The 24,402-nt window shown below is 59.6% G+C and carries 23 protein-coding genes and 1 pseudogene; 12 read left to right on the plus strand and 12 right to left on the minus strand.

All coding sequences use genetic code 11. The features are described from left to right. Positions 1-2: 2 nt before the first annotated feature. The 8 genes from MWU54_RS14320 to hslV all read left to right on the plus strand — a co-directional run bounded on the left by MWU54_RS14320 (position 3) and on the right by hslV (position 11,054). The gene (locus MWU54_RS14320) at positions 3-1,511 is read left to right on the plus strand and encodes a PAS-domain containing protein (RefSeq protein WP_247085040.1); all 1,509 of its coding nucleotides are present in this window, start codon (positions 3-5) and stop codon (positions 1,509-1,511) included. 51 nt (positions 1,512-1,562) lie between these two features. Beyond that, on the plus strand, positions 1,563-2,036 hold the full coding sequence (tsaE, locus tag MWU54_RS14325) for a tRNA (adenosine(37)-N6)-threonylcarbamoyltransferase complex ATPase subunit type 1 TsaE (RefSeq protein WP_247085042.1): 474 nt from the start codon (positions 1,563-1,565) through the stop codon (positions 2,034-2,036). Beyond that, positions 2,033-3,016: a phosphotransferase gene (locus MWU54_RS14330; protein ID WP_247085044.1), complete on the plus strand. Its 984-nt coding sequence runs from the start codon at positions 2,033-2,035 to the stop codon at positions 3,014-3,016. Before tsaE ends, MWU54_RS14330 begins: the two co-directional genes overlap by 4 nt. Then, positions 3,001-3,681 (plus strand): nucleotidyltransferase family protein, encoded by a 681-nt coding sequence (locus MWU54_RS14335; protein ID WP_247085046.1) that lies wholly within the window; start codon positions 3,001-3,003, stop codon positions 3,679-3,681. Before MWU54_RS14330 ends, MWU54_RS14335 begins: the two co-directional genes overlap by 16 nt. After that, positions 3,674-6,619: a double-strand break repair protein AddB gene (addB, locus tag MWU54_RS14340; RefSeq protein WP_247085048.1), complete on the plus strand. Its 2,946-nt coding sequence runs from the start codon at positions 3,674-3,676 to the stop codon at positions 6,617-6,619. Before MWU54_RS14335 ends, addB begins: the two co-directional genes overlap by 8 nt. Next, a complete protein-coding gene (gene addA, locus MWU54_RS14345; RefSeq protein ID WP_247085050.1) occupies positions 6,616-10,011 on the plus strand; it encodes a double-strand break repair helicase AddA in 3,396 nt (1,131 codons plus the stop codon). Before addB ends, addA begins: the two co-directional genes overlap by 4 nt. Positions 10,012-10,059: 48 nt before the next feature. Continuing rightward, positions 10,060-10,380 (plus strand): thioredoxin, encoded by a 321-nt coding sequence (trxA, locus tag MWU54_RS14350; protein WP_247085053.1) that lies wholly within the window; start codon positions 10,060-10,062, stop codon positions 10,378-10,380. Positions 10,381-10,496: 116 nt separating this feature from the next. Next, complete coding sequence (gene hslV / locus MWU54_RS14355; protein WP_247085055.1) at positions 10,497-11,054, plus strand: ATP-dependent protease subunit HslV; 558 nt, start codon at positions 10,497-10,499, stop codon at positions 11,052-11,054. Here hslV and MWU54_RS14360 read toward each other — a convergent pair. Together MWU54_RS14360 and MWU54_RS14365 are read right to left on the minus strand one after the other, a co-directional pair. Continuing rightward, complete coding sequence (locus MWU54_RS14360) at positions 11,051-11,380, minus strand: BrnA antitoxin family protein (protein WP_247085058.1); 330 nt, start codon at positions 11,378-11,380, stop codon at positions 11,051-11,053. The genes hslV and MWU54_RS14360 overlap by 4 nt on opposite strands. Further along, positions 11,346-11,621 carry a BrnT family toxin gene (locus MWU54_RS14365; protein WP_247085060.1) on the minus strand — a complete coding sequence of 92 codons (276 nt, stop codon included), beginning with the start codon at positions 11,619-11,621 and terminating at the stop codon, positions 11,346-11,348. Before MWU54_RS14365 ends, MWU54_RS14360 begins: the two co-directional genes overlap by 35 nt. Positions 11,622-11,744: 123 nt before the next feature. Here MWU54_RS14365 and hslU point away from each other — a divergent pair, with 123 nt between their 5' ends. Continuing rightward, positions 11,745-13,058, plus strand: a complete 1,314-nt coding sequence (hslU, locus tag MWU54_RS14370; protein ID WP_247085062.1) for an ATP-dependent protease ATPase subunit HslU — start codon at positions 11,745-11,747, stop codon at positions 13,056-13,058. Between the two features lie 99 nt (positions 13,059-13,157). After that, positions 13,158-13,835, plus strand: coding sequence for a D-lyxose/D-mannose family sugar isomerase (locus MWU54_RS14375; RefSeq protein ID WP_247085063.1), 678 nt, complete (start codon positions 13,158-13,160; stop codon positions 13,833-13,835). Between the two features lie 82 nt (positions 13,836-13,917). On the opposite strand, the gene MWU54_RS14380 is transcribed toward MWU54_RS14375, so the two are convergent. The 6 genes and pseudogenes from MWU54_RS14380 to pip form a co-directional block, all read right to left on the minus strand. Then, positions 13,918-15,390: an ABC transporter substrate-binding protein gene (locus tag MWU54_RS14380; protein WP_348647659.1), complete on the minus strand. Its 1,473-nt coding sequence runs from the start codon at positions 15,388-15,390 to the stop codon at positions 13,918-13,920. Then, positions 15,386-15,523 (minus strand): annotated as a pseudogene (locus tag MWU54_RS18850) (hypothetical protein); the annotation flags it as partial. The pseudogene MWU54_RS18850 and the gene MWU54_RS14380, both read right to left, overlap by 5 nt. After that, complete coding sequence (locus tag MWU54_RS14385) at positions 15,520-17,166, minus strand: ABC transporter ATP-binding protein (RefSeq protein ID WP_247085067.1); 1,647 nt, start codon at positions 17,164-17,166, stop codon at positions 15,520-15,522. The gene MWU54_RS14385 and the pseudogene MWU54_RS18850, both read right to left, overlap by 4 nt. Next, positions 17,163-18,365: an ABC transporter permease gene (locus MWU54_RS14390; protein WP_247085069.1), complete on the minus strand. Its 1,203-nt coding sequence runs from the start codon at positions 18,363-18,365 to the stop codon at positions 17,163-17,165. Before MWU54_RS14390 ends, MWU54_RS14385 begins: the two co-directional genes overlap by 4 nt. Next, entirely contained in the window at positions 18,362-19,357 is a 996-nt protein-coding gene (locus MWU54_RS14395) for an ABC transporter permease (RefSeq protein ID WP_247085071.1), read from the minus strand. Before MWU54_RS14395 ends, MWU54_RS14390 begins: the two co-directional genes overlap by 4 nt. Before the next feature lie 83 nt (positions 19,358-19,440). Next, positions 19,441-20,412 carry a prolyl aminopeptidase gene (gene pip / locus MWU54_RS14400; RefSeq protein WP_247085073.1) on the minus strand — a complete coding sequence of 324 codons (972 nt, stop codon included), beginning with the start codon at positions 20,410-20,412 and terminating at the stop codon, positions 19,441-19,443. A 50-nt stretch (positions 20,413-20,462) separates the two neighbouring features. Here pip and ubiG point away from each other — a divergent pair, with 50 nt between their 5' ends. After that, positions 20,463-21,206, plus strand: a complete 744-nt coding sequence (gene ubiG, locus MWU54_RS14405) for a bifunctional 2-polyprenyl-6-hydroxyphenol methylase/3-demethylubiquinol 3-O-methyltransferase UbiG (RefSeq protein WP_247085075.1) — start codon at positions 20,463-20,465, stop codon at positions 21,204-21,206. A 21-nt stretch (positions 21,207-21,227) separates the two neighbouring features. Here the strand turns inward: ubiG and MWU54_RS14410 are convergent, their stop codons facing one another. The 4 genes from MWU54_RS14410 to MWU54_RS14425 are packed head-to-tail and all read right to left on the minus strand — an operon-like array spanning position 21,228 to position 23,493. Further along, positions 21,228-21,674, minus strand: a complete 447-nt coding sequence (locus tag MWU54_RS14410) for a MarR family transcriptional regulator (RefSeq protein ID WP_247085077.1) — start codon at positions 21,672-21,674, stop codon at positions 21,228-21,230. Next, a complete protein-coding gene (locus tag MWU54_RS14415) occupies positions 21,671-22,504 on the minus strand; it encodes a carbon-nitrogen hydrolase family protein (RefSeq protein ID WP_247085080.1) in 834 nt (277 codons plus the stop codon). The genes MWU54_RS14410 and MWU54_RS14415 overlap by 4 nt, the downstream gene beginning before the upstream one ends. Before the next feature lie 5 nt (positions 22,505-22,509). Further along, positions 22,510-22,767: a glutaredoxin 3 gene (grxC, locus tag MWU54_RS14420; RefSeq protein WP_247085082.1), complete on the minus strand. Its 258-nt coding sequence runs from the start codon at positions 22,765-22,767 to the stop codon at positions 22,510-22,512. A 30-nt stretch (positions 22,768-22,797) separates the two neighbouring features. Next, complete coding sequence (locus MWU54_RS14425) at positions 22,798-23,493, minus strand: double zinc ribbon domain-containing protein (protein ID WP_247085084.1); 696 nt, start codon at positions 23,491-23,493, stop codon at positions 22,798-22,800. Positions 23,494-23,540: 47 nt separating this feature from the next. Here MWU54_RS14425 and MWU54_RS14430 point away from each other — a divergent pair, with 47 nt between their 5' ends. After that, the gene (locus MWU54_RS14430) at positions 23,541-24,362 is read left to right on the plus strand and encodes a methyltransferase domain-containing protein (protein ID WP_247085086.1); all 822 of its coding nucleotides are present in this window, start codon (positions 23,541-23,543) and stop codon (positions 24,360-24,362) included. The last annotated feature ends 40 nt before the right edge of the window (positions 24,363-24,402 follow it).

The raw sequence follows: 24,402 nt of genomic DNA on the forward strand, positions 1-24,402 counted from the left end.
TCATGGATATCTGTTATTTTGTGGGGGTTCTGTTTGGATTGGTCTGTGCCGGGAGTGTCGTGGTCCTCCTCGCCCGCAGGAAACCGGCCCCCGATACGGTGCCTGATCTGTCGCCCGAATACGAAATCGCATTGCTTTTCCGGGATGATCACCTGGTCGATGCCCATGACGTGATCTGGTCGATGCTGTCCGGTGAACCGGGTGCCCCGACCTGGGCGGATGTCCGTCAGGCGCTGCACAGCATTGTCCCGGCTTTTCCGGCCACCGCAACGTCGCCCCTTGGTGACCCCGGTCACTCCGGAATTGACGTGCGGGTCACGCATCTGGGCGCTGTGACACGGGTGTCGCTTGTGCCGCTTGTGCGTAAATCAGAAGACTGGTTTGCCGCGCGGCAGGATGATCTTGCGCTCGACTGCCTGCGCCCGGCGCTGGATCTTGCGCCCAGCGCGATCTGGGCGGTTGATGAACATGGCATGTTGCTTTGGGCAAATGCCATGTTTGACCGACTGGCAGAGGATCTGGGGGGCACACATGCGCTGGCAGAGACCGTTGCGACCCAGTGCAAATCACCCACGGCCTTGGGCACCAAGCGGATTACCTTGCGGCCCAAGACGGGACGCGACGAACACTGGTTTGATGTATCGACGCACGAGACCGACGCCGGCACTTTGTATTTCGCAACGGCCGTGGACGCCGTGGTGCAGGCCGAAGAGGCGCAGCGCAACTTTGTTCAGACGCTGTCCAAGACCTTTGCCAATCTCACCACGGGGCTGGCCATATTCAACCGGGATCGCCGGTTGGCCTTGTTCAACCCGGCTTTGATTGATTTGAGCGGCCTGTCTGCCGAGTTCCTGAGCGGTCGGCCCAACCTGTTCGAGTTTTTTGACAAGCTGCGTGAACACCAGATCATGCCGGAACCCAAGAATTATGACGATTGGCGCGAGCGCATGGCCAAGCTGGTGGCGGCGGCCAGTGACGACCGGTTTCGCGAAACCTGGAACCTGCCGGATGGTCAGACCTATGATGTCACGGGCCAACCTTATCCCGACGGGGCCATCGCTTTTTTGCTGAACGACATCACCGCAGAGGTTTCCCTGACCCGTGGATTCCGGAGCGAGCTGGAAACCATGCAATCCTTGATCGACGCGATGGATGACGCGGTCGCCGTATTCAACCAGCAGGGCATCCTGACGGTGTGCAATGCTGCCTACAAGACCGCGTGGAACGTTGATCCCGACACAAGTATTGCGGACGCCAACATTCTGGACGCCACGCAGGATTGGAAAACCGGGTTTCATCCGAACCCGGTCTGGCCGGAAATCCGGGATTTTGTCACACGCACGTCAGAGCGGGCCAGTTGGGACGCAGATCTGCGATCCCGGGATGGGCGCGACGTCACCTGTCGCATTGATCCCATTTGTTTCGGAGCAACGCTGATCCGCTTTTGTGTTGGCGCGAAATCTTCGGGTCACTCCGGCGACAGCGACCACCTTGAAATCGTTTCCGCCTGACGCGGCACTTCCAATCTTGCGACCAGCGGTGGGGCGCGTCATCATGCGCGCATGACAACCAACAGCGCGGCGTTTGCCTCACATTCTCCTGACGCCACTGCGCATCTGGCCGCCAAATTGGGGGCAGGTCTGTCGCCGGGGGATTGCCTACTTCTGTCCGGCGGCATCGGCGCTGGCAAAAGCCATTTTGCACGCGCGCTGATCCTGTCGCGTCTGGCCGAACCCGAAGATGTGCCGTCGCCAACGTTCACCATCGTCCAGACCTATGATTTGCCCGACTGCGAGCTGTGGCATGCCGATCTCTACCGCCTTGGCGACCCGGACCAGATCATCGAACTTGGCCTGCTGGACGCGGTGGACACTGCGATCACGCTGATCGAATGGCCCGACCGGTTGCAAGACCTGACGCCGCCCCATGCCCTTCATATTGCGATTGCCGATCCTGCACAGGACGACACCCGTGTGATCACGCTGTCATGGAGCGATGCAAAGTGGTCCGATGTTGTCGCAAGGGCTCTGTCATGACCGACATCAACCGTTTTTTGCGCGCCCACGGATGGGACGAGGCACACCAACAGCCTTTGGCCGGAGATGCATCTAGCCGACGGTATATTCGTCTCTGTTCCGGCGCAAAACGCGCGCTTTTGATGATTGACCCTCAAGACGACACCGCCCGATTTGCCGCGCCGTCGACGCATCTGGCATCTATCGGATTGTCGGCTCCGACGATCTACGCAAGGGAACCCGGTCTGATGCTGATCGAGGATTTCGGCGATGCGCAGTTTGCCAGAGTGATCACAGACGATCCGGGTCTGGAGCACGGCTTATACAAGGCGGCAACCGATGTTCTGTGCCATCTGGAACGCGCCGCGTTGCCTGCTGATATCCCGGTTGTGACACCCGACATCCTGGGCGACATGATCGAACCCGCCTTTACGCATTACCTGCCTGCACTGGGGCTGCCCGGTGATGGGGCATTTCCCAAGATCCGGGACTGTCTGACCGATCTTCTGGCCAAGCATTTACCCACGTCACAGGTCATGGTTTTGCGGGATCACCACGCCGAAAACATGATCTGGCTGCCAGAGCGGGACGGTGTCAGACGTGTGGGTCTCCTTGATTTTCAGGACGCGCTGATAGGTCCGCCGGTGTACGATCTTGTCTCGATGCTGCAGGACGCGCGGCGGGATGTGTCCGAGACCTGCCGCGACAATACACTTGCCTATTACCTGGACCAGACCGGTCAGAGCGCTGACCATGTCCTGCCCGCCTATCATCTGCTGGGCATCCAGCGAAACCTGCGCATCCTTGGGGTGTTCGCGCGCCTTGCAGCGGTGCGGGGAAAGCCCGGATATCTGGCGCTGATCCCCCGGGTGTGGGCCCATATCCAAACCAGTCTGGAGGCACCGGTGTCGGCACCGCTTCGCCCGCTTGTGCGGGACGTCTTCCCAGACCCGATACAAGACCGCCTGACGGCGATGAGGTCCACATGCCTGACGCCGTGATGCTGTTTGCCGCCGGGTTCGGCACCCGCATGAAAGCCCTGACGCAGGACCGACCAAAGCCTTTGATCGAGGTCGCGGGACAGCCGTTGATCGACCATGCGATGACCTTTGTTGACGCCATCGCGCCGCGTCGGATTGTGGTCAATGCGCATTACAGGGCGGCGCAGATCGTGGATCATTTCGCCAACAGCGCGGTGCATGTGGCGGTTGAAACACCCGATATTCTGGACACGGGCGGAGGGTTAAAGGCCGCCTTGCCGCTGTTGCAGTCAGACACGGTGTTCACCATGAACACGGACGCGGTGTGGGACGGCCCAAACCCGTTGCGCGTTTTGCAGGATGCATGGAATGACGACATGCAGGCCCTGCTGCTTTGTGTGCCAATGGCTCAGGTCACGGGGCGTATCGGCACCGGGGATATCGACATCCTTGAAACCGGTCAGGCGGTGTGGGGCACGGACACCGTCTATTCCGGGGTGCAGATAATTCGGACAGATAGCGTCTCTAACACACCGCAAGACGTGTTTTCGCTCAAGGCAATCTGGGAAGATCTTGTTCAGAAGAACGCCCTACACGCGGTCCGGTATCCGGGTAAATGGTGCGACGTGGGACATCCGGACGGGATCGCACTGGCCGAAGCCATGCTGGGGTATTCACGTGTTTGAACCAACCTCCTCTCCCCGTCTCTTTGCCCTGCCTCCGGGTGCGGATTTCGCCACGCAGCTGGTGCTTGGGTTAAAGCACCGGTTGCGCGAGGCCCCGCCCGAGGCGATGGCGCGGGTCGAACTGGTGCTGAACACGCGACGCATGCAGCGACGGGTGGAAGCGGTGTTCGACACGCTTGGTGCCGGGTTTCTGCCGCGCATTCGGCTGATCACCGATCTGGCCGATCCAATTGAGACCGCTCTATTGCCGAAACCCGTGCCCGCCCTGAGACGGCAGCTTGAACTGGCCGAACTGGTCAGCCGCCTGATTGACGCCGATCCCAGCCTAGCCCCGCGCGCCGCCATCTACGATCTGGCGCAAAGCCTTGGCGCGTTGCTTGACGAGATGCAGGCGGAAGGCGTGACCCCGGCGGATATTGCCGATCTGGATGTGACAGACCAGTCAGGCCATTGGGAACGCGCGCAGCGGTTTCTGGGTATCATCACGCAGTATTTCGACCCGAATTCCGACACGCCGGATGCGGCCACGATCAACCGCAGGGTTCTGGCCAACAAGCTGATGCGGTGGGCCGATGCGCCGCCCGATCACCCGGTGATTATCGCCGGATCCACCGGATCGCGCGGGTCGGCGTTTCAACTGATGTGTGCAGCGGCAACGCTTCCTCATGGCGCTGTGATCCTGCCGGGGTTTGATTTCGACACGCCCGTATCGGTGTGGTCCGTTCTGCGCGACAACGCCCGCAACACGGATGCGATGCAGGGCGAAGACCATCCGCAATTCCGCTTTGCACGGCTGATGGACCATCTTGGGGTCGCCGCAGATCAGGTGCAGGGCTGGACTGACGCGCCCGCACCGAACCCTGCGCGCAATGCGCTGGTGTCCCTGTCATTGCGACCGGCCCCTGTCACCGATCAATGGCTCATGGATGGGCCCGCCCTGCCCCCCTTGTCAGAGGCAATATCGTCTCTGACACTGCTTGAAGCGCCCTCTCCTAGGAACGAGGCACGCGCAATTGCGCTGCGTTTGAGACAAGCAGCAGAAGATGGAACAACCGCCGCGCTGATCACACCTGATCGCATGTTGACCCGCCGGGTCAGTGCCTTGCTGGACCGCTGGAACATCTTGCCGGATGACAGCGCGGGCACGCCTGCCCAACTGACCGCGCCGGGGCGGTTGCTTCGCCATATCGCACAATTGCGGGTCAAGGGACCAACCGCAGACGCATTGCTCACGTTGCTGAAACATCCCCTGTGCCATTCCGGTGCGGATCGAGGACAACACCTGTTATGGACCTCAGAGCTTGAACTGTTCATCCGCAAGACGGGCGTGCCCTATCCGGACTTGAAACAACTACAGGCGTGGAAGAAAGCGGATAAGGCCGCCGACTGGCTGGCCTGGATGGATGCCTGTCTGTTGCAGCCCGCCATCACAGCGACCCGGCCGCTGGGGGATCACATCACCGACCATATTGCACAGGCCGAACAGATCTGCGCCGGATCGACCAGCGACGACGCCTCCGAGCTTTGGGCCAAGGAGGCCGGCAAGGTCGCCCGGAAGGTTTTCGATGCGTTGATCGAAAATGCCGGGTTCGGCGGCATTCTGTCAGCGCGCGATTACGCCGATCTGATCGACGGGGTTCTGCGCGCCGAAGAGGTGCGCGACCGCGATGCGCCGCATCCGCATATCCTGATCTGGGGCACCATCGAAGCGCGGGTGATGGGAGCCGATCTGGTCATCCTGGGGGGGTTGAACGAACATTCCTGGCCGGATGCGCCCCCGGCCGATCCTTGGCTGAACCGGCGGATGCGACAGCAGGCCGGGCTTTTGTTGCCGGAGCGGCGGATCGGGTTGTCCGCACATGACTTCCAGCAAGCCATCGGCGCAAAGGAAGTCTGGCTCACCCGCGCGGAGCGGTCCGAGGACGCGGAAACTGTGCCGTCTCGCTGGCTGAACCGTCTGACCAATCTGATGCAGGGATTACCACAAACCGGTGGTCCAGAGGCGCTTAAAGAGATCCGGGCGCGCGGGAACCATTGGCTGCGATTGGGTCAGGCGCTTGAAACGCCAATCCTGTCGCAACCAGCGGTGCGCCCGTCCCCGGTGCCTCCGCTGATCGCGCGCCCCACCGAATTGTCGGTGACGAATATCGAAAAGCTGATCCGCGACCCGTATGCGATCTATGCGTCGAAAGTGCTGCGCCTGCGGCCATTGCATCCCATACAACACGCGCCAAACCCGATGCATCGCGGGACGATCCTTCACAAGGTGTTCGAGGATTTCGTCTCTGATACAGCGGAAAACGTCGATCTTGTCACAGAAAACCGGTTGATCCAGACCGCCACTGACATTCTTGAGGCCAACGTGCCTTGGCCGGCGGATCGCATTCAATGGCGTGTGCGGATTGAAAAGATCGCGCGGTGGTTTGTTGAAAACGAACGCGCACGGCGGGTCTTGGCCCGACCGGTGTTGTTCGAGAAAACAGGCGCGATCACGTTGGCCAAACCACCGTTCAAGATCACGGCCAAAGCCGACCGGATTGATCTGAATGACCGGGCCGAGGCGTTTGTCTATGACTACAAGACCGGCACCGCGCCAACCCGGGATCAGCAGATGGTGTTCGACGTGCAGCTTCTTGTGACCGCTGCGTTGATCTGTGAGGGCGGGTTCACCCAATTGTCCCCACGCAGCGTGGCGGACGCGCGGTACATTTCGCTTGGCGGAGAGGGCAAGGAAGTGCCTGCACCGTTGGACGAATGTCCACCCGACCGCACGCTGGCCATGCTGAACACTCTGATCGAGGCCTACCGCGACCCAGACACCGGGTACACGGCGCGCAACAAGATGCACAAGGATGTGTTCGGGTCGGATTATGACCAATTGTCCCGATACGGCGAATGGGATGCATCCAATCCCGCGCAGAAGGTGTTCCTGACATGATCCGCAACGACGCAACCGAGGCACAGGTCCGCGCGGCCGATCCCTCAGCCTCTACTTGGCTGGGCGCAAATGCCGGGTCAGGCAAAACGCGGGTTCTGACCGACCGTGTGGCGCGGTTGCTGCTGGGTGATGCGCGGCCTGAACACATTTTGTGTCTGACTTTCACCAACGCTGCGGCAAGCGAAATGCAGAACCGCCTGTTCAAGCGGCTGGGCGAATGGGCGATGCTGGATGACGTGTCTCTCACAAACCAGCTTTTAGAGCTGGGTGAGACGTCCGATCATCTGACACCCGACTTCCTGTCGCGCGCACGCACGTTGTTTGCCCGTGCGATTGAAACGCCCGGAGGCTTGCGCATTCAAACCATCCACGCGTTCTGTGCGTCGATCCTGCGACGGTTTCCCTTGGAGGCTGGTGTCAGCCCGCAATTCAAGGAAATTGACGACCGCGCGGCGCAGTTGTTGCGGGAACAGATTCTGGATGAGATGGCACAGGGGCCGGACGCAGACCTGATCGCCGACATCGCGCGGATTGCGTCGAACAATCCCTTGCAAGAGCTGGCAGATGCCATCGTCGGGCACCGCGACGGCTTTGCCCCCCCTTTGGAGCGGTCCGAGTTGGCAGAGCGCTACGGGCTTGCACCAGATGCGTCGGCGGATGCCGTGCTGAGCAGCGTTTTTCTGGGGGGTGAAATCGACCTTTTGGCAGAGTTTGTGCCACATTTGCTTGCCAGTGGCGTGATGGATCAAAAACTGGGACGTGCTTTCCAGAGCATCACCGCGCCTGATCTGCAGGCCCTGAAAACCCTTGAATCAGTCTTGTTGAAAGCCGATGGCGTTGCGAAAATCGGGTCTGTTCCGACGAAAAAGCTGCGCGAGGAGGTGTTGGCCCCCTTGATGACCCGGCTGGAAGACCTCATCGGGCGGGTTGAATCCGCACGCGAAACACGGCTGGCGCTGGAAGCGGTTGCGCGTGACGCAACACTGCATCGCTTTGCGGACGCATTCCTGCGCCACTATGAAGAAACAAAGCAGGCCAGAGGATGGTTGGATTTCGACGATCTGATCACCCGGACCCGCCTGCTGTTGACCGACAGCCGACAGGCGGAATGGGTGCTGTACCGTCTGGACGGCGGCATCGACCATATTCTTGTGGACGAGGCACAGGACACAAGCCCGGCGCAATGGGACGTGATCAATCGTCTGGCGCAAGAGTTTACGTCCGGCGAAGGGGCCCGAACGGACGTGTTGCGCACGCTGTTTGTGGTCGGGGACAAGAAACAGTCGATCTATTCGTTCCAGGGGGCGGACCCACAGGAATTTGACCATATGCGTCAGGCTTTCCGCGACCAGATGCAGCGGACAAACGCCCCCTTGCAGGACGGGCAGCTGAGCTATTCGTTCCGGTCGTCGGTGCCGATCCTGCGATTGGTGGACGCGCTGTTTCAGGGACGCGACGAAGCGGGGTTTCTGCCGGATCAGACCCACATTTCGTTTCACGATACGCTGCCGGGGCGCGTGGATCTGTGGCCATTGCTTGAACCTGCCAAAACCGAAGACGATGACCTGCCCTGGGACAGTCCGGTGGACCGGGTCAGCCCAACGCATCACAACGTCATTCTGGCCGAGCGCGTGGCCGGGTTCATTGATCGCACGCTGAAGGATGGCACAACATTGCCCGTTGGCACGACAGATGCGGGGGACGTTGAGGCGCGGCAGGTGCATGCCGGAGATTTTCTGATCCTTGTGCGCAGTCGGGGGGCATTGTTTCACGAGATTTTGCGGGCCTGCAAGGCGCGCGGTCTGCCGATTGCGGGCGCGGATAAGCTCAAGATCATGGCCGAACTGGCGGTCAAGGACCTGCGCGCGTTGCTGGCGTTTCTTGCAACACCCGAAGACAGCCTGTCCCTCGCCTCTGCCTTGCGCTCACCGCTGTTTGGACTTGACGAACAGGCGATTTTCGATCTCGCCCATCGCCGTAAATCCCCGCACCTTTGGGAGGAGTTGCGCAGGAACAGAGACGCATATCCCGCAGTCATGGATGTTCTGGACGACCTGCGCCGACAGCTTGATTTCCTGCGCCCCTATGATCTGTTGGAGCGGATTTTGATCCGTCACCAAGGGAGACAGAAACTGATCGGGCGACTGGGCGAAGAGGCCGAGGACGGCATCGATGCGCTGCTCAATCAGGCGCTGGCTTATGAACAGACGGATATCCCCAGCCTCACCGGGTTTCTGCACTGGATGGAAACCGACGACATCGAGATCAAGCGCACCGTCGACAGCGCGGGCGCACGCATCCGGGTGATGACGATCCATGGTGCAAAGGGGCTGGAAGCTCCGATTGTGATCTTGCCGGACACGCATAAAAAGCCATCCCAGTCGAGCAAGGAAACCTTTGTCATGGCGGACGGCCACGCCCATTGGCGCGGGTCGGACAAAACCCGCGCGGCCTATCAGCGGAACGCCCTGGAGCGCGCGCGGCAGGCGGAAGAGGAAGAAAAGGATCGTCTGCTCTATGTCGCACTGACGCGGGCCGAGCGGTGGTTGGTGATCGCTGGCGCAGGCGCGCCGGACAAAAGCGAACAAAGCTGGCATGACAGGATCCGCGCCACGTTGGACACGGTTGGGGCCATAGACGCCGTCTTTCCGTTTGCGGACGACGGACCAAAAGCCGGGAAACGGTTGGAGCATATGGCGTGGCCCGACGCGCAGGATACGCCAGTTGGTGCGCAGACCCCTGAGACGGTCGCCTTGCCCCACCTTTTCACCGAACCCGCACCGTCGCAGCCCCCCGCAACCGAGGTCCTGAGCCCCTCTGATCTTGGTGGCGCAAAGGCCCTGCCGGGCGCAGATGGCGATCTAAGTGATGTCGCGATGGAGCGCGGGACAGTGATCCATCTGTTGCTTGAAACCCTGCCCGCGGTTCCCGCCGCGCAGCGTGCAGATATCGCGGATCGGCTTGTTGGGGACCATCCGCTGAAAGACACGCTGATTGCAGAGGCGCTGGTTGTTTTGTCCGCGCCGGATCTGGCAGGGTTCTTTCACCCTGACACGCTCGCCGAAGTTCCGGTCACAGCAACGCTCAAGACGCTTGGCAACAAGACGCTGCACGGGATCATTGACCGGCTGATCATCACGCCGGAGCAGGTGATCGCGGTTGATTTCAAGACCAACCGTACCGTCCCGGATACCGAGGCCCAGACGCCAGAGGGGCTGTTGCGCCAAATGGGGGCCTACCGAGAGATGTTGGCACAGATTTACCCGGATCGTCGTATCGAAACCGGTATTCTTTGGACCCGGACCGCAACCTATATGCCGTTGTCCCAAGACCTGACAACACAAGCTCTCGTGAGAGCACACCACCTTGACGCTGTGTCTCTGGGTACCTAGGTTCTGCCCCTGACCCAATCATGCGCCAAAGCCGCAAGGAGATTCCCCATGTCCACCGTTGCTGTCACCGATGACACATTCGATGCCGAAGTCAAAAATTCCAGCGTTCCAGTAGTTGTAGACTTCTGGGCCGAATGGTGTGGCCCCTGCAAACAGATCGGGCCCGCTTTGGAAGAGCTCGCGGCCGAATACGGCGACGCGGTCAAGATTGCCAAGGTCGATGTGGACAGCAACCCGAACTCTGCTGCCGCCATGGGTGTGCGCGGTATTCCGTCGCTGTTCATCTTCAAGGACGGTCAGGTTGTATCCAACAAAACCGGTGCTGCGCCGAAGGCCGCTCTGAAGGGCTGGATCGACGAAAGCATCTGATCCTGAATGGATTTCTGGCGAATGCCCGGCCTGATCCGCCGGGCGTTTTGCGTTGCAGGGCTTGTGTGACCCAACGGTTCGGCCCATATCGACAGCAGCAGAACAAAGGACTTGGCATGGCTGACACAGAGTTTCCCGGCTGGCACGGCACCACGATCATCGGCGTCCGCAAAGGCGGCAAGGTTGTGATTGCGGGGGATGGCCAGGTCAGTCTCGGCCAGACGGTGATCAAAGGCACAGCCCGCAAGGTGCGCCGTATTTCGCCCGGCGGATATGATGTCGTAGCCGGGTTTGCCGGATCCACGGCGGACGCGTTTACTTTGCTGGAGCGGCTTGAGACCAAGCTTGAGGCCACCCCCGGTCAATTGCAGCGTGCGAGCGTTGAGTTGGCAAAGGACTGGCGCACGGACAAGTACCTCCAAAAACTCGAAGCGATGCTGATCGTGTCGGACGGGACGGACCTGTACGTGATTACCGGCGCAGGTGATGTGCTTGAGCCCGAACATGACGTCACCGCGATTGGCTCTGGCGGGAATTATGCGCTGGCGGCCGGTCGCGCCCTTATGGGCACAGACAAGGATGCCGAAGAGGTCGCGCGCGAAGCGATGGCGATTGCGGCGGACATCTGTGTTTACACCAATGGCAACCTGACGGTTGAGACGATCAGCGCCTAATCCTTGATCTGCGCGTTCATATAGGCGCGCAGAACCGCGTTCATGCGGGTTTGATAACCCTTGCCGCCCTCTTTGAAGAACGCCAGCACATCGCGGTCCACCCGAAGCGAAATCGCCGCTTTGGAGCGTGGAAGCTTGTCGAGTGAAAACTCACCTGCCTGAAACGTGACAGCGCTGTCCCAATCCCATTCGACATCATCAAATTCGGGATCATAGGCAGGTTCAATGCCCTGCTCGTCTTCACGACGCAAACGGTCCCAATCGGTCTGGCCTTTCATCTTGCGCGCGTCTTCAAGAGTTATGCGCGTGATATTGTTTTCTTTCATTTCGCCTTGCCCTTCGAGCAGTAATGAGCCGGATACGTTCCGCCCTTCGAGTGAAGATCACAGCCACTTCGCGGCGATCCACCATACAGATCCCAACCCAACGCGGCTCTTCTCTGGGGGAGGACAAGATAACCATCCTATCGTCAAACAACTTCACCAGATCCAGAAAATCGAACCCGTGTTTGGCCAGTACCAACTGACGTTTGGTTTCGTCCCATTCAAACTCCATGCCATCGGTCATGCAAAGAAATGGTTAACCGTCGGTCAACGCATTTGTATATACAGTTTTGTATATACATACGTCAACCCCTTCAAACTTCTGTCGCGAATGCGTATCTCGGGTGAAACGCCCGAAAGGACCACCATGACCGACCTCACCCCCCGCGAAATCGTGTCCGAACTGGACCGCTTTATCATCGGCCAGAAAGACGCCAAGCGCGCTGTTGCCGTGGCGCTGCGCAACCGGTGGCGGCGCAAGCAATTGAGCGATGACCTGCGCGACGAGGTGTATCCCAAGAACATCCTGATGATTGGGCCGACTGGTGTGGGCAAAACCGAAATCAGCAGACGGCTTGCGAAGCTGGCTAAGGCTCCGTTCCTCAAGGTCGAGGCCACGAAGTTCACTGAGGTCGGTTATGTCGGACGGGATGTAGAACAGATCATCCGCGATCTTGTGGATGCCGCGATTGCCATGACCCGCGACCACATGCGCGAAGACGTGAAGGCGCGGGCGCATGAAGCTGCCGAAGAACGCGTGATCGAAGCGATTGCGGGCGAAGGCGCGCGCGATGCAACGCGTGAGATGTTTCGCAAGAAACTCAAGGACGGTCTGCTGGACGATACAGTGATCGAACTGGAGTTACAGGACACATCCAGCCCCTTTCCAATGATGGACATCCCCGGCCAACCCGGCATGGGCGGTGGAGCTGGCATGATGAACCTGGGCGACCTGTTCGGCAAAGCCTTCTCGGGCCGGACCACGCGCAAGCGGATGACGGTCGCTGAAAGCTATGAGACCCTGATCGCGGAAGAGGCCGACAAGCTGCTCGACGACGAACAGGTCAAGGCGCAGGCGCTTGAGGCGGTGGAACAGAATGGCATTGTCTTCCTGGATGAGATCGACAAGGTCGCGGCACGGCAGGAAACCCGTGGCGGTGACGTGAGCCGCGAAGGTGTGCAACGCGATTTGTTGCCGCTGATCGAGGGCACGACTGTCAGCACCAAACATGGGCCTGTGAAGACCGACCATATCCTGTTCATTGCCTCTGGCGCGTTCCACATTGCGAAGCCGTCGGACCTGCTGCCGGAACTGCAAGGTCGCCTGCCTATTCGCGTCAACCTGCGGGCGCTGACGGAAGAGGATTTCGTGCGCATTCTGACGGAAACAGACAACGCGTTGACGCTGCAATACACCGCACTGATGGCCACCGAAGAGGTCACCGTCACCTTTACCGAAGACGGGATTGCCGCGCTTGCCAAGATCGCGGCGGATGTGAACCAGTCCGTGGAAAACATCGGCGCGCGCAGGCTCTATACCGTGATGGAACGGGTGTTCGAGGACCTGAGCTTTGATGCGCCGGACCAGCCGGGAACATCGGTGAATGTGGATGCCGCTTTTGTCGAAACGCATCTGGGTGAGCTGACAAGGTCGAGCGATCTGAGCCGATACGTGCTCTGATCTTCCTCTTGCTAAAAATACCTCCGCCGGAGGCATCCGACGCTTCCAAGCATCGCGGCGGATCGTTAGGTTAGCGCCAACATATCCAAGAGGTGCCCCATGAAACGGTCCCGCATCAATGAGATTCTGCGCGAAGGCGACGCGTTTATCCGGTCTTTTGGCTACACGATGCCGCCGTTTGCGTATCTGTCGCCCGAAGCGCTGAAGGCCAGCGATCATTCAGAGATCAAGACCCGTCGCATGGGGTGGGACATCACCGATTACGGGGCCGAAAATTTCGATGACATGGGTCTGTTCCTGTTCACCACCCGCAACGGGTTGAACAGCGATTTGGGCAAGACAAGCGCGATGCTTTATGCCGAAAAGATCATGATCTCGCGCGACAAGCAGTTAAGCCCGATGCACCGGCATGACCTTAAGGTCGAAGACATCATCAACCGGGGCGGCGGGACGCTGGTGATTGAGCTGTTCATGGCGGATGCGGATGGCGGGATCGACCGGGATACCGAGGTGTCGGTGATGGTGGATGGCGTGGTTCGCAAGCTGCCCGCTGGTGGGCACTTGAAGTTGGATCCCGGTGAGTCCGTGACGCTGTTCCCGAACAACTGGCATGCGTTCTGGGGTGAAGGCGGGGACGTGCTGATCGGTGAAGTGTCGACGGTGAACGACGATCTGACGGACAATATCTTTGAACAGCCCATCGGGCGGTTTTCCAATATCGAAGAAGATGAGGCGCCGCTGCATTTGCTGGTGTCGGATTACGACACGCATCTGTAAGTCGGACACACCCTTTCGAATTTCCAAACGAAAACGCCCCGTCGCATGACGGGGCGTTTCGGTTTCGGTTGAACCTGATGGTTTACGCGAACCACCAGCGTTCAATAAAGCGCGAGCTGTCCATCTGGAACACGTTGCCGACCGTGCCCGAATTGGTGAGCTTGTTGGAATGCGCATCCACGAAGTTGGCGTACATCGGAATGACCGTGCCACCTTCTTTGGAGAGCAGCATCTGCATTTCGCCATACTGTTCGCGACGCTTGTCGCTGTCGAGTTCGGCGCGCGCCGTGAGAAGCAGTTCCTGGAAGCGGGCGTTTTCCCAATTCGTGTCGTTCCACGGCACACCGGATTCGTAGGCGGTTGAGAACATCCAGTCCTCGGTCGCACGACCCGACCAGTAGCACGCACACCATGGCTTTTTCAGCCAGACGTTGGACCAGTAGCCGTCATCCGGTTCCTGCACCACGTTGATGTTGATGCCTGCAGCCTTGGCCGACGCCTGATACAGCTGTGCGGCATCCACGGCGCCCGGGAAGGCGGCATTGGCGGCGGACAGATCGACGGACAAACCGTCAAGCCCGGCTTCCTTGATCAAGGACGCGGCCTTGTCCGGGTCGTAGGAGTTCTGCTCCAGATCGGCGGCGTAATACTGGTTCGCCGGACCGATCGGGTGGTCGTTCGCAACGGCACCATGACCCAACAGGATCTTGTCGACCAGTTCCTGCCGGTTGATCGCGTGCTTGAGCGCCTGGCGGACCTTGAGGTTCGAGAACGGATCAAGGTTGGTCAGCATCGGGAAGGTGAAGTGCTGGTTGCCGGTCACTTCGAAGATGTTGATCATCGGATTGGCGCGCATGAGCGGCTCGGTCTTGAAATCGACCCGGTTCACCGCATCGACCTGACCCGTCATCAGCGCGTTCATCCGTGCAGAGGAATCGTTGATCGCGATCATCTCGACACTGTCGAACCAACCGTATTCGCCATCCTTGTAGTGGCTGTCCACACGGCTCAGCAGGATGCGGACACCGGGGTCGAAGCTTTCGACTTTGTACATGCCCGTACCGATGCCCTGTGCGATGGCTTCCTCGGTCTGACCGGCGGGGAAGATGCAGAGGTGGTAATCGGACAGCAGGAACGGGAAGTCCGCGTTGCCCGCCTTGAGCGTGAACGTGACCTCGTGGTCGTTGACCTTGGTCATCTCCGAGATGTTATCGACAATCGGCTTGGCCGCTGATTTTGCGCCTTCTGCCGTGTGCATCTGCAACGATGACAGAACGTCATCCGCGCCGAACGCCTTGCCGTTGTGGAAGGTGACGCCCTGGCGCAGTTTGAACGTCCAGGTGACCGCATCTGCCGACGCTTCCCAGCTTTCGGCCAGTTCGCCCACCAGTTCGCCGTTTGCGGCAACCTGTGTCAGGCAGTCAAAAACCGCACCGTGGCCAGCCATGATCATGAAGCTGTCGGAATGTGTCCGGCTGTCCCAGCTGTCGGAGGTGTTTGCACCGGCAAGGCCAAGGCGCAATGTGCCGCCGCGCTGCTGCGCGCGCACCGGCAGGCCGCTGGCCGCCAGTACACCGGCTGCTGCGCCGGTCTTAAGTAGTCCACGTCGTGAAATACGGGTCATTTTTTTCTCCCTGTGAGTGTGAGCGGTCTTTGCCGCCTGGCAGTCCTTTCGGACCGATTCTCATGACATCTTATCAACTGCTGCGTCGCCGATGTTATCAACTCCACGTTCATTGAGCAGATTTGTGAGCCAATCCGGGTCCATTTCGGGAACCGAGCTGAGCAAGAGGTCCGTATAGGGGTGATGTGGCGGCACGAACATGTCGTGCTTTGGCCCCTGTTCGACAACTTTTCCTTCTTTCATCACCACAACCTCGTCCGCGATCGCTTTTACCGTCGCAAGATCGTGGGTGATAAACATGTAACTAAGCTTGAGACTGTCCTGAAGCCGCGCCAGCAGCTTGAGAATGCCTTCGGCCACCAATTGGTCCAGCGCGCTTGTCACCTCGTCACAGATGATGAACTTGGGCTCGGCCGCAAGCGCGCGCGCGATTCCGATCCGCTGTTTCTGACCGCCGGACAGCTCTGATGGCAGGCGGTCGATATATTGCGAGGCTGGCAGTTCAATCTCTTCAAGCAGCTCTTCCACCCGCCTGCGTTTGGCCTTGCCGGTCAGCCCCATGTAGAACTGCACCGGACGCCCGATGATGTCACCGATCTTGGTGCGCGGGTTCAGCGCGGTATCCGCCATCTGGTAGATCATCTGCGCCTGTCGCAGCTGGTCCTTGTTGCGCTTTTTGTAATTGGCAGGCAGCGATTGCCCATCGAACTGGATCACGCCCTCGGTCGGTGGCAACAGACCGGTGATACAGCGCGCCGTTGTCGATTTACCGGACCCGGATTCGCCCACCACCGCCACGGTGCGTCCTTCGTGGATGTCAAAGCTGACATCATGCAGAACGCGCACCTTTCCGTAGGCTGCAGATACGTTCTGAACCGACACAACCGGCGTTGCGCTAGTGTGAACCGCAGGTTTTTGCGGCCGTTCAAAGGCGCGCACGGCCCACAGGCTTTTGGTATAGTCCTCTTTCGGTGCGGACAGCATGGTACGGGTGTCGGCCTCTTCGACCTCGTCCCCCTTCAGCAGGACTTTGATCTTGTCCGCCATCTGCGCCACCACGGCGAGATCATGCGTGATGTAGATCGCGGCGGTGTCGAACTGTTCCACGATGTCGCGGATTGATGCCAGAACCTCGATCTGGGTGGTCACGTCCAGCGCGGTGGTCGGTTCATCAAAGATGATCAGGTCAGGCCGACAGGCCATCGCCATCGCCGTCATGGCGCGCTGAAGCTGACCACCGGACACCTGATGCGGATAGCGGAACCCGATCTCTTCGGGATTGGGCAGACGCAACCGGCGGTATAGCTCGATCCCGTCTTCGGCGCTTTCTGCCTTGCTCATCACGCCATGCTGCACCGGGCCTTCGGTGTGTTGGTCAATCAGCTTGTGCGCCGGGTTGAAACTGGCCGCTGCGGATTGGGCAACATAGGCGATCCGCTTGCCCAGCAAACTGCGTTTCTGCGCGGCAGAGGCGGACAAGAGGTCAATCCCGTCGAATTTGACCGACCCGCCGGAAATACGCACGCCGTCGCGGGTGAAACCCATCGCGGCCAAGCCAAGCGTGGATTTCCCCGCACCGGATTCCCCGATCAGGCCAAGCACCTCTCCCTTTTTCAGTTCAAGGCTGATGCCCTTGATGATGGGGGACCAGGTCTCATCGCTGCGACCGTCAATGTAGATATCGTTGATTTCGACCAGCAGGCTCATTCTTTCAGCCCCGAGCTTTTGTGCAGCATCCAGTCGACCACGAAGTTCACGCCAACCGTCAGCAACGCGATGGCTCCCGCCGCCAGCAAAGGCAGCGCTGCCGTCAAAGGAGAGAATGCGGCAAAGTTGATGAATTGCGAACTGTCACGCACCATGGTGCCCCAATCTGCCAAAGGTGGCTGAATACCGACACCCAGGAAGCTGAGCGAGGCAATTGTCAGGAACACAAAGCAGAAGCGCAGACCAAATTCGGCCAGCAAGGGCGCGGTGGCATTGGGCAGGATTTCCTTGAAGATCAGGTACCCCAGACCTTCCCCACGCAGCTTGGCCGCTTCGATGTAGTCCATCACCACGATGTTCAGGCCCACCGCCCGCGCAAGGCGAAACACCCGTGTGCTGTCGATCACCGCGATGATCACGATCATGTAGACCGTCAGCAACCACCGTTCGGACCCGGCCCAGGCGCTTGCGATGGTCATCAGCAACAGGGCAAAGATCAACGACGGGATCGCCATCAGAACGTCAACAGCCCGGCTGAGCACCTGATCAAGCCACCCCTGCAAAGTGGCGGCCAGGAACCCCAGTGTCCCGCCAAGGAAAAACGCCAGGCAGGTTGTGACAAACGCGATCCCAACGGTGTTCTGTGCGCCATAGATCAATCGGCTGAGCAGATCGCGCCCAATCTGGTCGGTGCCCAAGGGATGCATCGGGTCGCCCCCGGTCGCCTCGTTCCCGCCCGGCAGGACGTTCACGCGTGCAAAGATTTCCTCTTGCCCGAACGGCGCAAGCCACGCCGCGAAGATCGCCGTGATGGCGTAAATCAGTATGATCAGAACGCCAAAACTGGCCGTAAGCGGCATCTGGCGAAACAGCTTCTTGCTGCCAGCCGTTCCGAGATTGCGCCCCAGCAGGCGGAACAGATAAGCCGCCAACGCTGACATCAGGAAGAACTGAACCGCCCAGCGGAAGAAAACAACGCCCGCATTGGGCACACCCGCGTCGGTGACCGTGGGCTGGAAGAAGTACCAGATCGAAAACAGCAGCAACGCCGCGCCAAGCACGTAACCAAACGCGACGGCAAACGGCATGTCCCGGAACACAGGCGCGTTGCCCGTCGCCTGTTGTCCGGCAAAGCGCAGAACCCAGCCGCCCCCGGCAATCGCCACCAAAAGCAGGATCAACGTCACAATCGTGCTCATTTCGGATGCCTCAGGCGTGGGTTGGACAAGATCGACAGAATGTCCGCCAACAGGTTCAGCAAGATATACGCAGCGGCGAAGATCAAACAGCAGGCCTGTACCACCGGGATGTCGCGGATCTTGACGCTATCGACAAACAACTGCCCGATGCCGGGATAGACAAACACCACTTCAACCACGACCACACCGGTGATCAGGTAGGCAAGGTTCAGGGCAATCACGTTGATGATCGGGGCCAGCGCGTTGGGCAGCGCGTGCTTCACGATCACCCGCATCGGTGACATGCCTTTGAGACGCGCCATCTCGATATAGGGAGACGCCAGCAGGTTGATGATTGCCGCCCGCGTCATGCGCATCATGTGCGCGGTCACAACCAATGTCAGCGTCAGCGCTGGCAGCAGCGTCTTTTCAAGCCGCTCTCCAAAGGACATGCCGTCAAAGATGTTCGACAAAGACGGCAGCATCGGGTTCAGCACCGCGAGAAACAGGATCAACACATAGGCCAGAAAGAACTCGGGCGAAGAGATTGACGTCAAGGTCGTGACATTCGTGGCGCGATCAAACACCGAATTCCGGTAGAGCGCGGCCAGAATGCCCAGCGTGATCGAAAACGGCACCGCGATGCAGGCCGTCACGGCGGCAAGGAACATCGTGTTGGCGAACCGCGGCGCGATCTGCTGGGCCACGGTGGTGCTGACGCCGGTATCGGCCCCGGCAAAACTTGCAAAATTGGCCTGCGCGAAGGAATTGCCAAGATCGCCTTGAATGGCATTGCCCAGCCATTGAAAGTACCGCGTGATCGGGGGTTGATCGAGGCCCAGATCCTTGCGGATCGCCTCAACTGCTTCGGGTGTCGCGCCCTGTCCCAGAATGGCCTGCGCGAAATCGCCGGGAAGCATGTTCACAGCGGTGAAGATCACAACCGACACGACAAAAAGCGTCAGTAGGCCAAGCGCAAGGCGCTGGAGAATAATGCTGATTACAGACTGCACCTGGTGGCTTGTTCTTTTTTTCCCTGTCACTGCATACGTTATCAATCGCGTGGCACGTGTAAACAGCTAATAAGGAAGACCTTTTAAGCCTCTGAAATCGTGTCCATAATTCGGACAAGTTCAGCACTGATGCCCGGTTCGGACAACGCATGCCCGGCATTGCGGACCATCCGAAGATCACAATCTGGCCATGCCCGCGCCAATTCCCAGGCCCGCACAGGGGGGCAGATCATGTCGTATCGGCCCTGGACGATCGCTCCGGGAATGCCCCTGAGCCGGTCCATGTTCTTGAGGATCCAGCCGTCTTCTTCGAGAAACCCGTTGTTGATAAAGTAGTGGTTTTCCAGCCGCGCAAAGGCACGCGCGTAGTCTCCGGGGGATTCCCCGCCGGACCCGCTTGAATAGACCGAGGCCAACGCGTTTTCCCAGGCCGACCATGCCCGGGCGTAGCGCGTTTCGGTCCGCAAATCGCCACAGAACAGACGCCGGTGATACGCCGCGATCAGGTCATCGCGCTCGTCCTCGGGAATGATGTCAACGAACCGCGCCCAGGTTTCCGGCCAGAACTGCCCAGCGCCACCCCCGTAGAACCAGTCGAGCTCTGCCTTGGTCATCGTGAACACGCCACGCAGCACGAGATGGCGCACCCGGTCGGGATGCGTGATGCCATAGATCAACGCCAGAGTGGCACCCCAGCTTCCCCCGAACACGATGAAGTCGTCGATGTTCAGCGTTTCGCGGATCAGTTCGATATCGCGCACCAGATCCCAGGTCGTGTTGTTGGCCACGCTGGCATGCGGCCGCGACCGGCCACAGCCGCGCTGATCAAAGAGCACAACGCGGAACACCTTGGGATCAAAATACCGCCGCATCGACGGGCTGCACCCGCCCCCCGGGCCGCCATGCAGCACAATCACAGGAATCCCGTTTTCCGCGCCGCATTGTTCAACATACACGGTGTGGCCATCGCCGACCGACAACATACGCTGATCATAGGGATCGACCGGAGGATAGAGATACTGCACTGCGCGCTTTTGGCTCGGGAATTTGTCCATACGCAATCTATATTGTCCCAAGAGCGAAAAAGACCATGGGGAAACGTCGCATGTCCGGTGTCACAACTGTTGATCCGTCAGAAATTGCCAAGTTTGAGGCGATGGCCGCAGAATGGTGGGATCCAAACGGCAAGTTCAAGCCGCTGCATATGCTGAACCCCTGTCGTCTTGATTACATCACATCGCAGATTGCGGAAGAGTTTGATCGCGATCTGGACACGACGATGCCGTTTGCCGGGCTGCGCATCCTTGATATCGGCTGCGGCGGTGGGCTTTTGTGCGAACCGATGGCGCGACTTGGCGCAACCGTGGTTGGCGTGGACGCCGCAGAGCGCAACATCCCGGTTGCCCGCACCCATGCCGAACAGTCGGGGCTAGAGATTGATTATCGCCACACCACGGCCGAGGCGATGGCGGACGCGGGCGAACAATTCGATGCTGTTCTGAACATGGAAGTGGTCGAACACGTGGCCGATCCACTGGCCTATCTGACGGCGTGTCAGCAGCTTTTGAAACCCGGCGGCCTGCACATCTGTTCCACCATCAACCGCAATTCCAAAAGCTTTGCGATGGCAATTGTTGGGGCGGAATACGTGATGCGCTGGTTGCCGAAAGGCACGCATGAATGGAACAAGTTCATCACCCCGGATGAGCTTTTCGATCTGATGCGACAGGCCGGGCTCGATCCGGTGGATCGCAAGGGATTCCAGTTCAACCCGATCACATGGAAATGGCGGTTGTCGGATCGCGATCTGAGCGTGAACTACGTCACCGCAGCGCTGAAACCCCGGTAAACCGCAGCGGTTTGTGCGGGATCAATCGGAGCTGTTGCTTTCCAGCTTGACCCGCAATTCCCGCAGCACCGGAATGGCCGCGCGCACTTTGGTGTCACCCAGTTCATTGACCATCTCGGTGATCAGCGGCGTGATTGCCGCAATCGCTGCGTCCCGCGCCGACAGGCCTGCCGGGCTGATGGACACCTGTTTGCGCCGGGCGTCGTCCCAATCGGGGCGAATATGCACGTACCCGGCGGCTTCCAGTTTGCCCAATGTGTTTGTCATGGCCCCCCGGGTCACGTGAAAGGACTTGGCCAATTGTGCCGGAGTTCGCTCTGATCCACCCCTGGCCAATTGATTTAAAACGGAAAAATGCGAGATTTCCATCTTGTTGGGCAGCACACGGGTCAGCCGGTTCCGCAAAAGCTGATCTGCGGTAAGCAATTCGCTGAAAAGCGAGATAGCAAGAGGACTGCTGTCATTCATGACGGGCCAGAGAAGTCTCTATCATGCTGTAAAGACGGAACTTTCTGCCTCGCTTTTGCCACGTTGGCCAAGTCTACGTCAACAAGATGCACGCCAAATCGCTGCCCTGCGTCAATCAGCACCTCACCCCAGGGCGAAACTGCCATCGAATGCCCATGTGTAGTGCGGGATCGGCCGGTGGATGCCGGATGATGACCCATCTGCGCCGGGGCAAGCAGGTAACTGCCGGTTTCAATGGCGCGGGCGCGAAGCAAGGGCTCCCAATGCATTGGACCGGTGGCCGGCGAAAACGCGGCGGGCACAACTAGGATTTCGGCACCCGCATGAGCCAGCTTGCGGTACAGATAGGCAAACCGGACATCGTAGCAGATGCTCATCCCGATCACGCCAAAGGGCGTCGGCGCGATGACGGCTGTATCGCCGGGTTTGAACCCGGCCGATTCCTTGTAGGTTTCGGTTGCCGTGACCTGCACATCGAACATGTGCAATTTGTCATATCTGGCGGCAATCGACCCGTCCGGCGCAATCAGGAACGACCGGTTCAAAAACCGTTCTTCCGGCGGGTCCGCTTTCAACGCAAGAGATCCGATCAAAAGCCAAACGCCCAACCGCGCCGCATCTTCGCGCAGACCCGCCAATGTCGGATCGTCCGCTTCAAGATGCAGAACGCCCTGCTGGTGCGACCGGCTGTTGCTGACACAATTGGTCACTTCCGGCGTCAGGATCAACCCCGCCCCTTCTGACGCCGCGCTGCGCACGAGTTCAGAAGTGACCCGCAGGTTGGTGTGCGGGTCATCTGAGGACGTCAGTTGAAGCAGCGCGGCCCGCATCCGCCCTAGGCCGCCAGCAAAGCGTCAAGCTTGCCCGCCCGTTCAAGCGCATAGAGGTCATCACATCCTCCGACATGCGTTTCTCCGATAAAGATCTGCGGCACCGAGGTTTTGCCATTTGCCCGCTGGATCATTTCGGGTTTGCGCTTGGGATTGGTCAGCACGTTGATTTCGGTGAACGTCACACCTTTCTGGTTCAGCAAGCGCTTGGCCGCGTGGCAAAAACCGCAAAGCGGCGACGTGTAGATTTCGATGTTTTGCATGGTATATCCCTTTGCGTGATTGTCCGGGATTTAGGCAGCCTTTGCAACGCGTGCCAGAACCATGACACAAATCTCTCGGCTCTGTGCAGTGTGACAGGCAAGCGCACATGCCGCGAGCGTCGCACCAGAGGTCATCACGTCATCAATCAGAAGGACTGGTCGGTTTTTCAGGTGCTGCGCACCGCGCGGGGTGTGTGTGATGGCGTCTGCCACTTCGGCAAAACGCGCGGCGCGGGATTTGCCGTCAAGCGATGCCGTGCGTCTGTGGCGGCGCAATGCGTCGGGACAGAATTGAAGATCGAGTTTCCGCGCCAGCGCCTGTGCCAAAAGCGCGGATTGATTGTAGCGCCGTTTGAGCAACCGCGTGAGGTGCAACGGCACAGGCACCACAACCGTGTCCGAAGCCAAAGGTTGGGGCACCGACCCTACCATCCAATCCGCGGCGGTGTCGACAATGTCGTGCCGATCCCCGTGTTTCAACGCCAGCACAAGCTTGCGGGCAACCCCGTCATAGCGCAGCGGCGCACGGCCCCAGATCCAGGGCCGCCCGATCGCCATGCAGTCATCGCACTGCACCCGGTCTTCAGAGACGCCCGGCAACGGCACGCCGCACAGGTCACAGACCAGGCCCGTGACAAACGGTGTCTCGGCGAAACACGCAGCACAAAGGCCGTGTTCCTGGTCGACCAACCCACCGCATGCAAGGCATTGGGGCGGGTAGATCATGCGCAGTGCGGTTTGCAATCCGGCCTGCAGCATCCTATTTGCCGCTCATGTCCGACACTCCTCAACTGACCGATCGCACAGCGCTGACCTTGCACCGCGCCCGCGCCGCGAAGGACCCGGCCCTGTTTCTGCACGAAGAAGCGCTGGCTGATGTGGAGGATCGCCTCTCACTGGTTAACAAAACCTTTCACGCGCCTGCGGTTGTGACGCCCTTTCCCGACGTCTGGACCCAGAGCTTTCCAAACGCACACTGTGTTGCGGATAATGATGTGCTTGATCTGGTCGAAGGGCAGCACGATCTGGTGATCCACGCGCTGTCACTGCATTGGGCCAACGATCCGGTGGGTCAGCTGATTCAGTGCCGACGCGCGCTGCAGCCAGACGGGCTTTTACTGGTGGTCGCATTTGGCGGGCAGACCCTTCACGAATTGCGCGCGGCGCTTGGGCAAGCCGAGATCGAAGTCACTGGCGGCCTGTCCCCACGTGTTGTCCCGATGGGAGAAATCCGCGATCTGGGTGCGTTGCTTCAGCGTGCCGGACTGGCGTTGCCGGTGGCCGACAGCGCGGTCCTGACAACCACATACGAAACGCCGCTGCACCTGATGCGGGATTTGCGCGCAATGGGTGAAAGCAACGCACTTGCCGGCCGCGTGCGTCACGCCACGCGGCGCGATGTCTTGATGCGCGCCGTTGCGCACTATACCGCTGCATATGGCACAGAGGACGGGCGCATCCCGGCCACCTTTGAGTTGATCACGCTCACTGGCTGGGCCCCCGACGCATCGCAACCGCAACCGCTGCGGCCGGGATCGGCGGCACAGCGGTTGGCCGATGCATTGAATACGGTTGAAACACCGCTGAAAGATTGACCTGACAGGGATAGAGGTTAGTTAGCTCGTCAGATGACTT

The organism is Marivita sp. S6314, assembly GCF_023015985.1.
Lineage (GTDB): Bacteria > Pseudomonadota > Alphaproteobacteria > Rhodobacterales > Rhodobacteraceae > Marivita.

Excerpts from the sequence above, each read along its gene's own strand:
- MWU54_RS14410 (WP_247085077.1), bottom strand. The coding sequence starts at position 21,674 with ATGAATGACAGCAGTCCTCTTGCTATCTCGCTTTTCAGCGAATTGCTT.
- MWU54_RS14415 (WP_247085080.1), bottom strand. The coding sequence starts at position 22,504 with ATGCGGGCCGCGCTGCTTCAACTGACGTCCTCAGATGACCCGCACACC.
- hslV (WP_247085055.1), top strand. The coding sequence starts at position 10,497 with ATGGCTGACACAGAGTTTCCCGGCTGGCACGGCACCACGATCATCGGC.
- MWU54_RS14365 (WP_247085060.1), bottom strand. The coding sequence starts at position 11,621 with ATGACCGATGGCATGGAGTTTGAATGGGACGAAACCAAACGTCAGTTG.
- trxA (WP_247085053.1), top strand. The coding sequence starts at position 10,060 with ATGTCCACCGTTGCTGTCACCGATGACACATTCGATGCCGAAGTCAAA.
- MWU54_RS14430 (WP_247085086.1), top strand. The coding sequence starts at position 23,541 with ATGTCCGACACTCCTCAACTGACCGATCGCACAGCGCTGACCTTGCAC.
- pip (WP_247085073.1), bottom strand. The coding sequence starts at position 20,412 with ATGGACAAATTCCCGAGCCAAAAGCGCGCAGTGCAGTATCTCTATCCT.
- MWU54_RS14360 (WP_247085058.1), bottom strand. The coding sequence starts at position 11,380 with ATGAAAGAAAACAATATCACGCGCATAACTCTTGAAGACGCGCGCAAG.
- ubiG (WP_247085075.1), top strand. The coding sequence starts at position 20,463 with ATGTCCGGTGTCACAACTGTTGATCCGTCAGAAATTGCCAAGTTTGAG.
- MWU54_RS14320 (WP_247085040.1), top strand. The coding sequence starts at position 3 with ATGGATATCTGTTATTTTGTGGGGGTTCTGTTTGGATTGGTCTGTGCC.
- tsaE (WP_247085042.1), top strand. The coding sequence starts at position 1,563 with ATGACAACCAACAGCGCGGCGTTTGCCTCACATTCTCCTGACGCCACT.
- MWU54_RS14335 (WP_247085046.1), top strand. The coding sequence starts at position 3,001 with ATGCCTGACGCCGTGATGCTGTTTGCCGCCGGGTTCGGCACCCGCATG.
- hslU (WP_247085062.1), top strand. The coding sequence starts at position 11,745 with ATGACCGACCTCACCCCCCGCGAAATCGTGTCCGAACTGGACCGCTTT.
- MWU54_RS14330 (WP_247085044.1), top strand. The coding sequence starts at position 2,033 with ATGACCGACATCAACCGTTTTTTGCGCGCCCACGGATGGGACGAGGCA.
- MWU54_RS14425 (WP_247085084.1), bottom strand. The coding sequence starts at position 23,493 with ATGATCTACCCGCCCCAATGCCTTGCATGCGGTGGGTTGGTCGACCAG.
- grxC (WP_247085082.1), bottom strand. The coding sequence starts at position 22,767 with ATGCAAAACATCGAAATCTACACGTCGCCGCTTTGCGGTTTTTGCCAC.
- MWU54_RS14390 (WP_247085069.1), bottom strand. The coding sequence starts at position 18,365 with ATGAGCACGATTGTGACGTTGATCCTGCTTTTGGTGGCGATTGCCGGG.
- MWU54_RS14385 (WP_247085067.1), bottom strand. The coding sequence starts at position 17,166 with ATGAGCCTGCTGGTCGAAATCAACGATATCTACATTGACGGTCGCAGC.
- MWU54_RS14375 (WP_247085063.1), top strand. The coding sequence starts at position 13,158 with ATGAAACGGTCCCGCATCAATGAGATTCTGCGCGAAGGCGACGCGTTT.
- addA (WP_247085050.1), top strand. The coding sequence starts at position 6,616 with ATGATCCGCAACGACGCAACCGAGGCACAGGTCCGCGCGGCCGATCCC.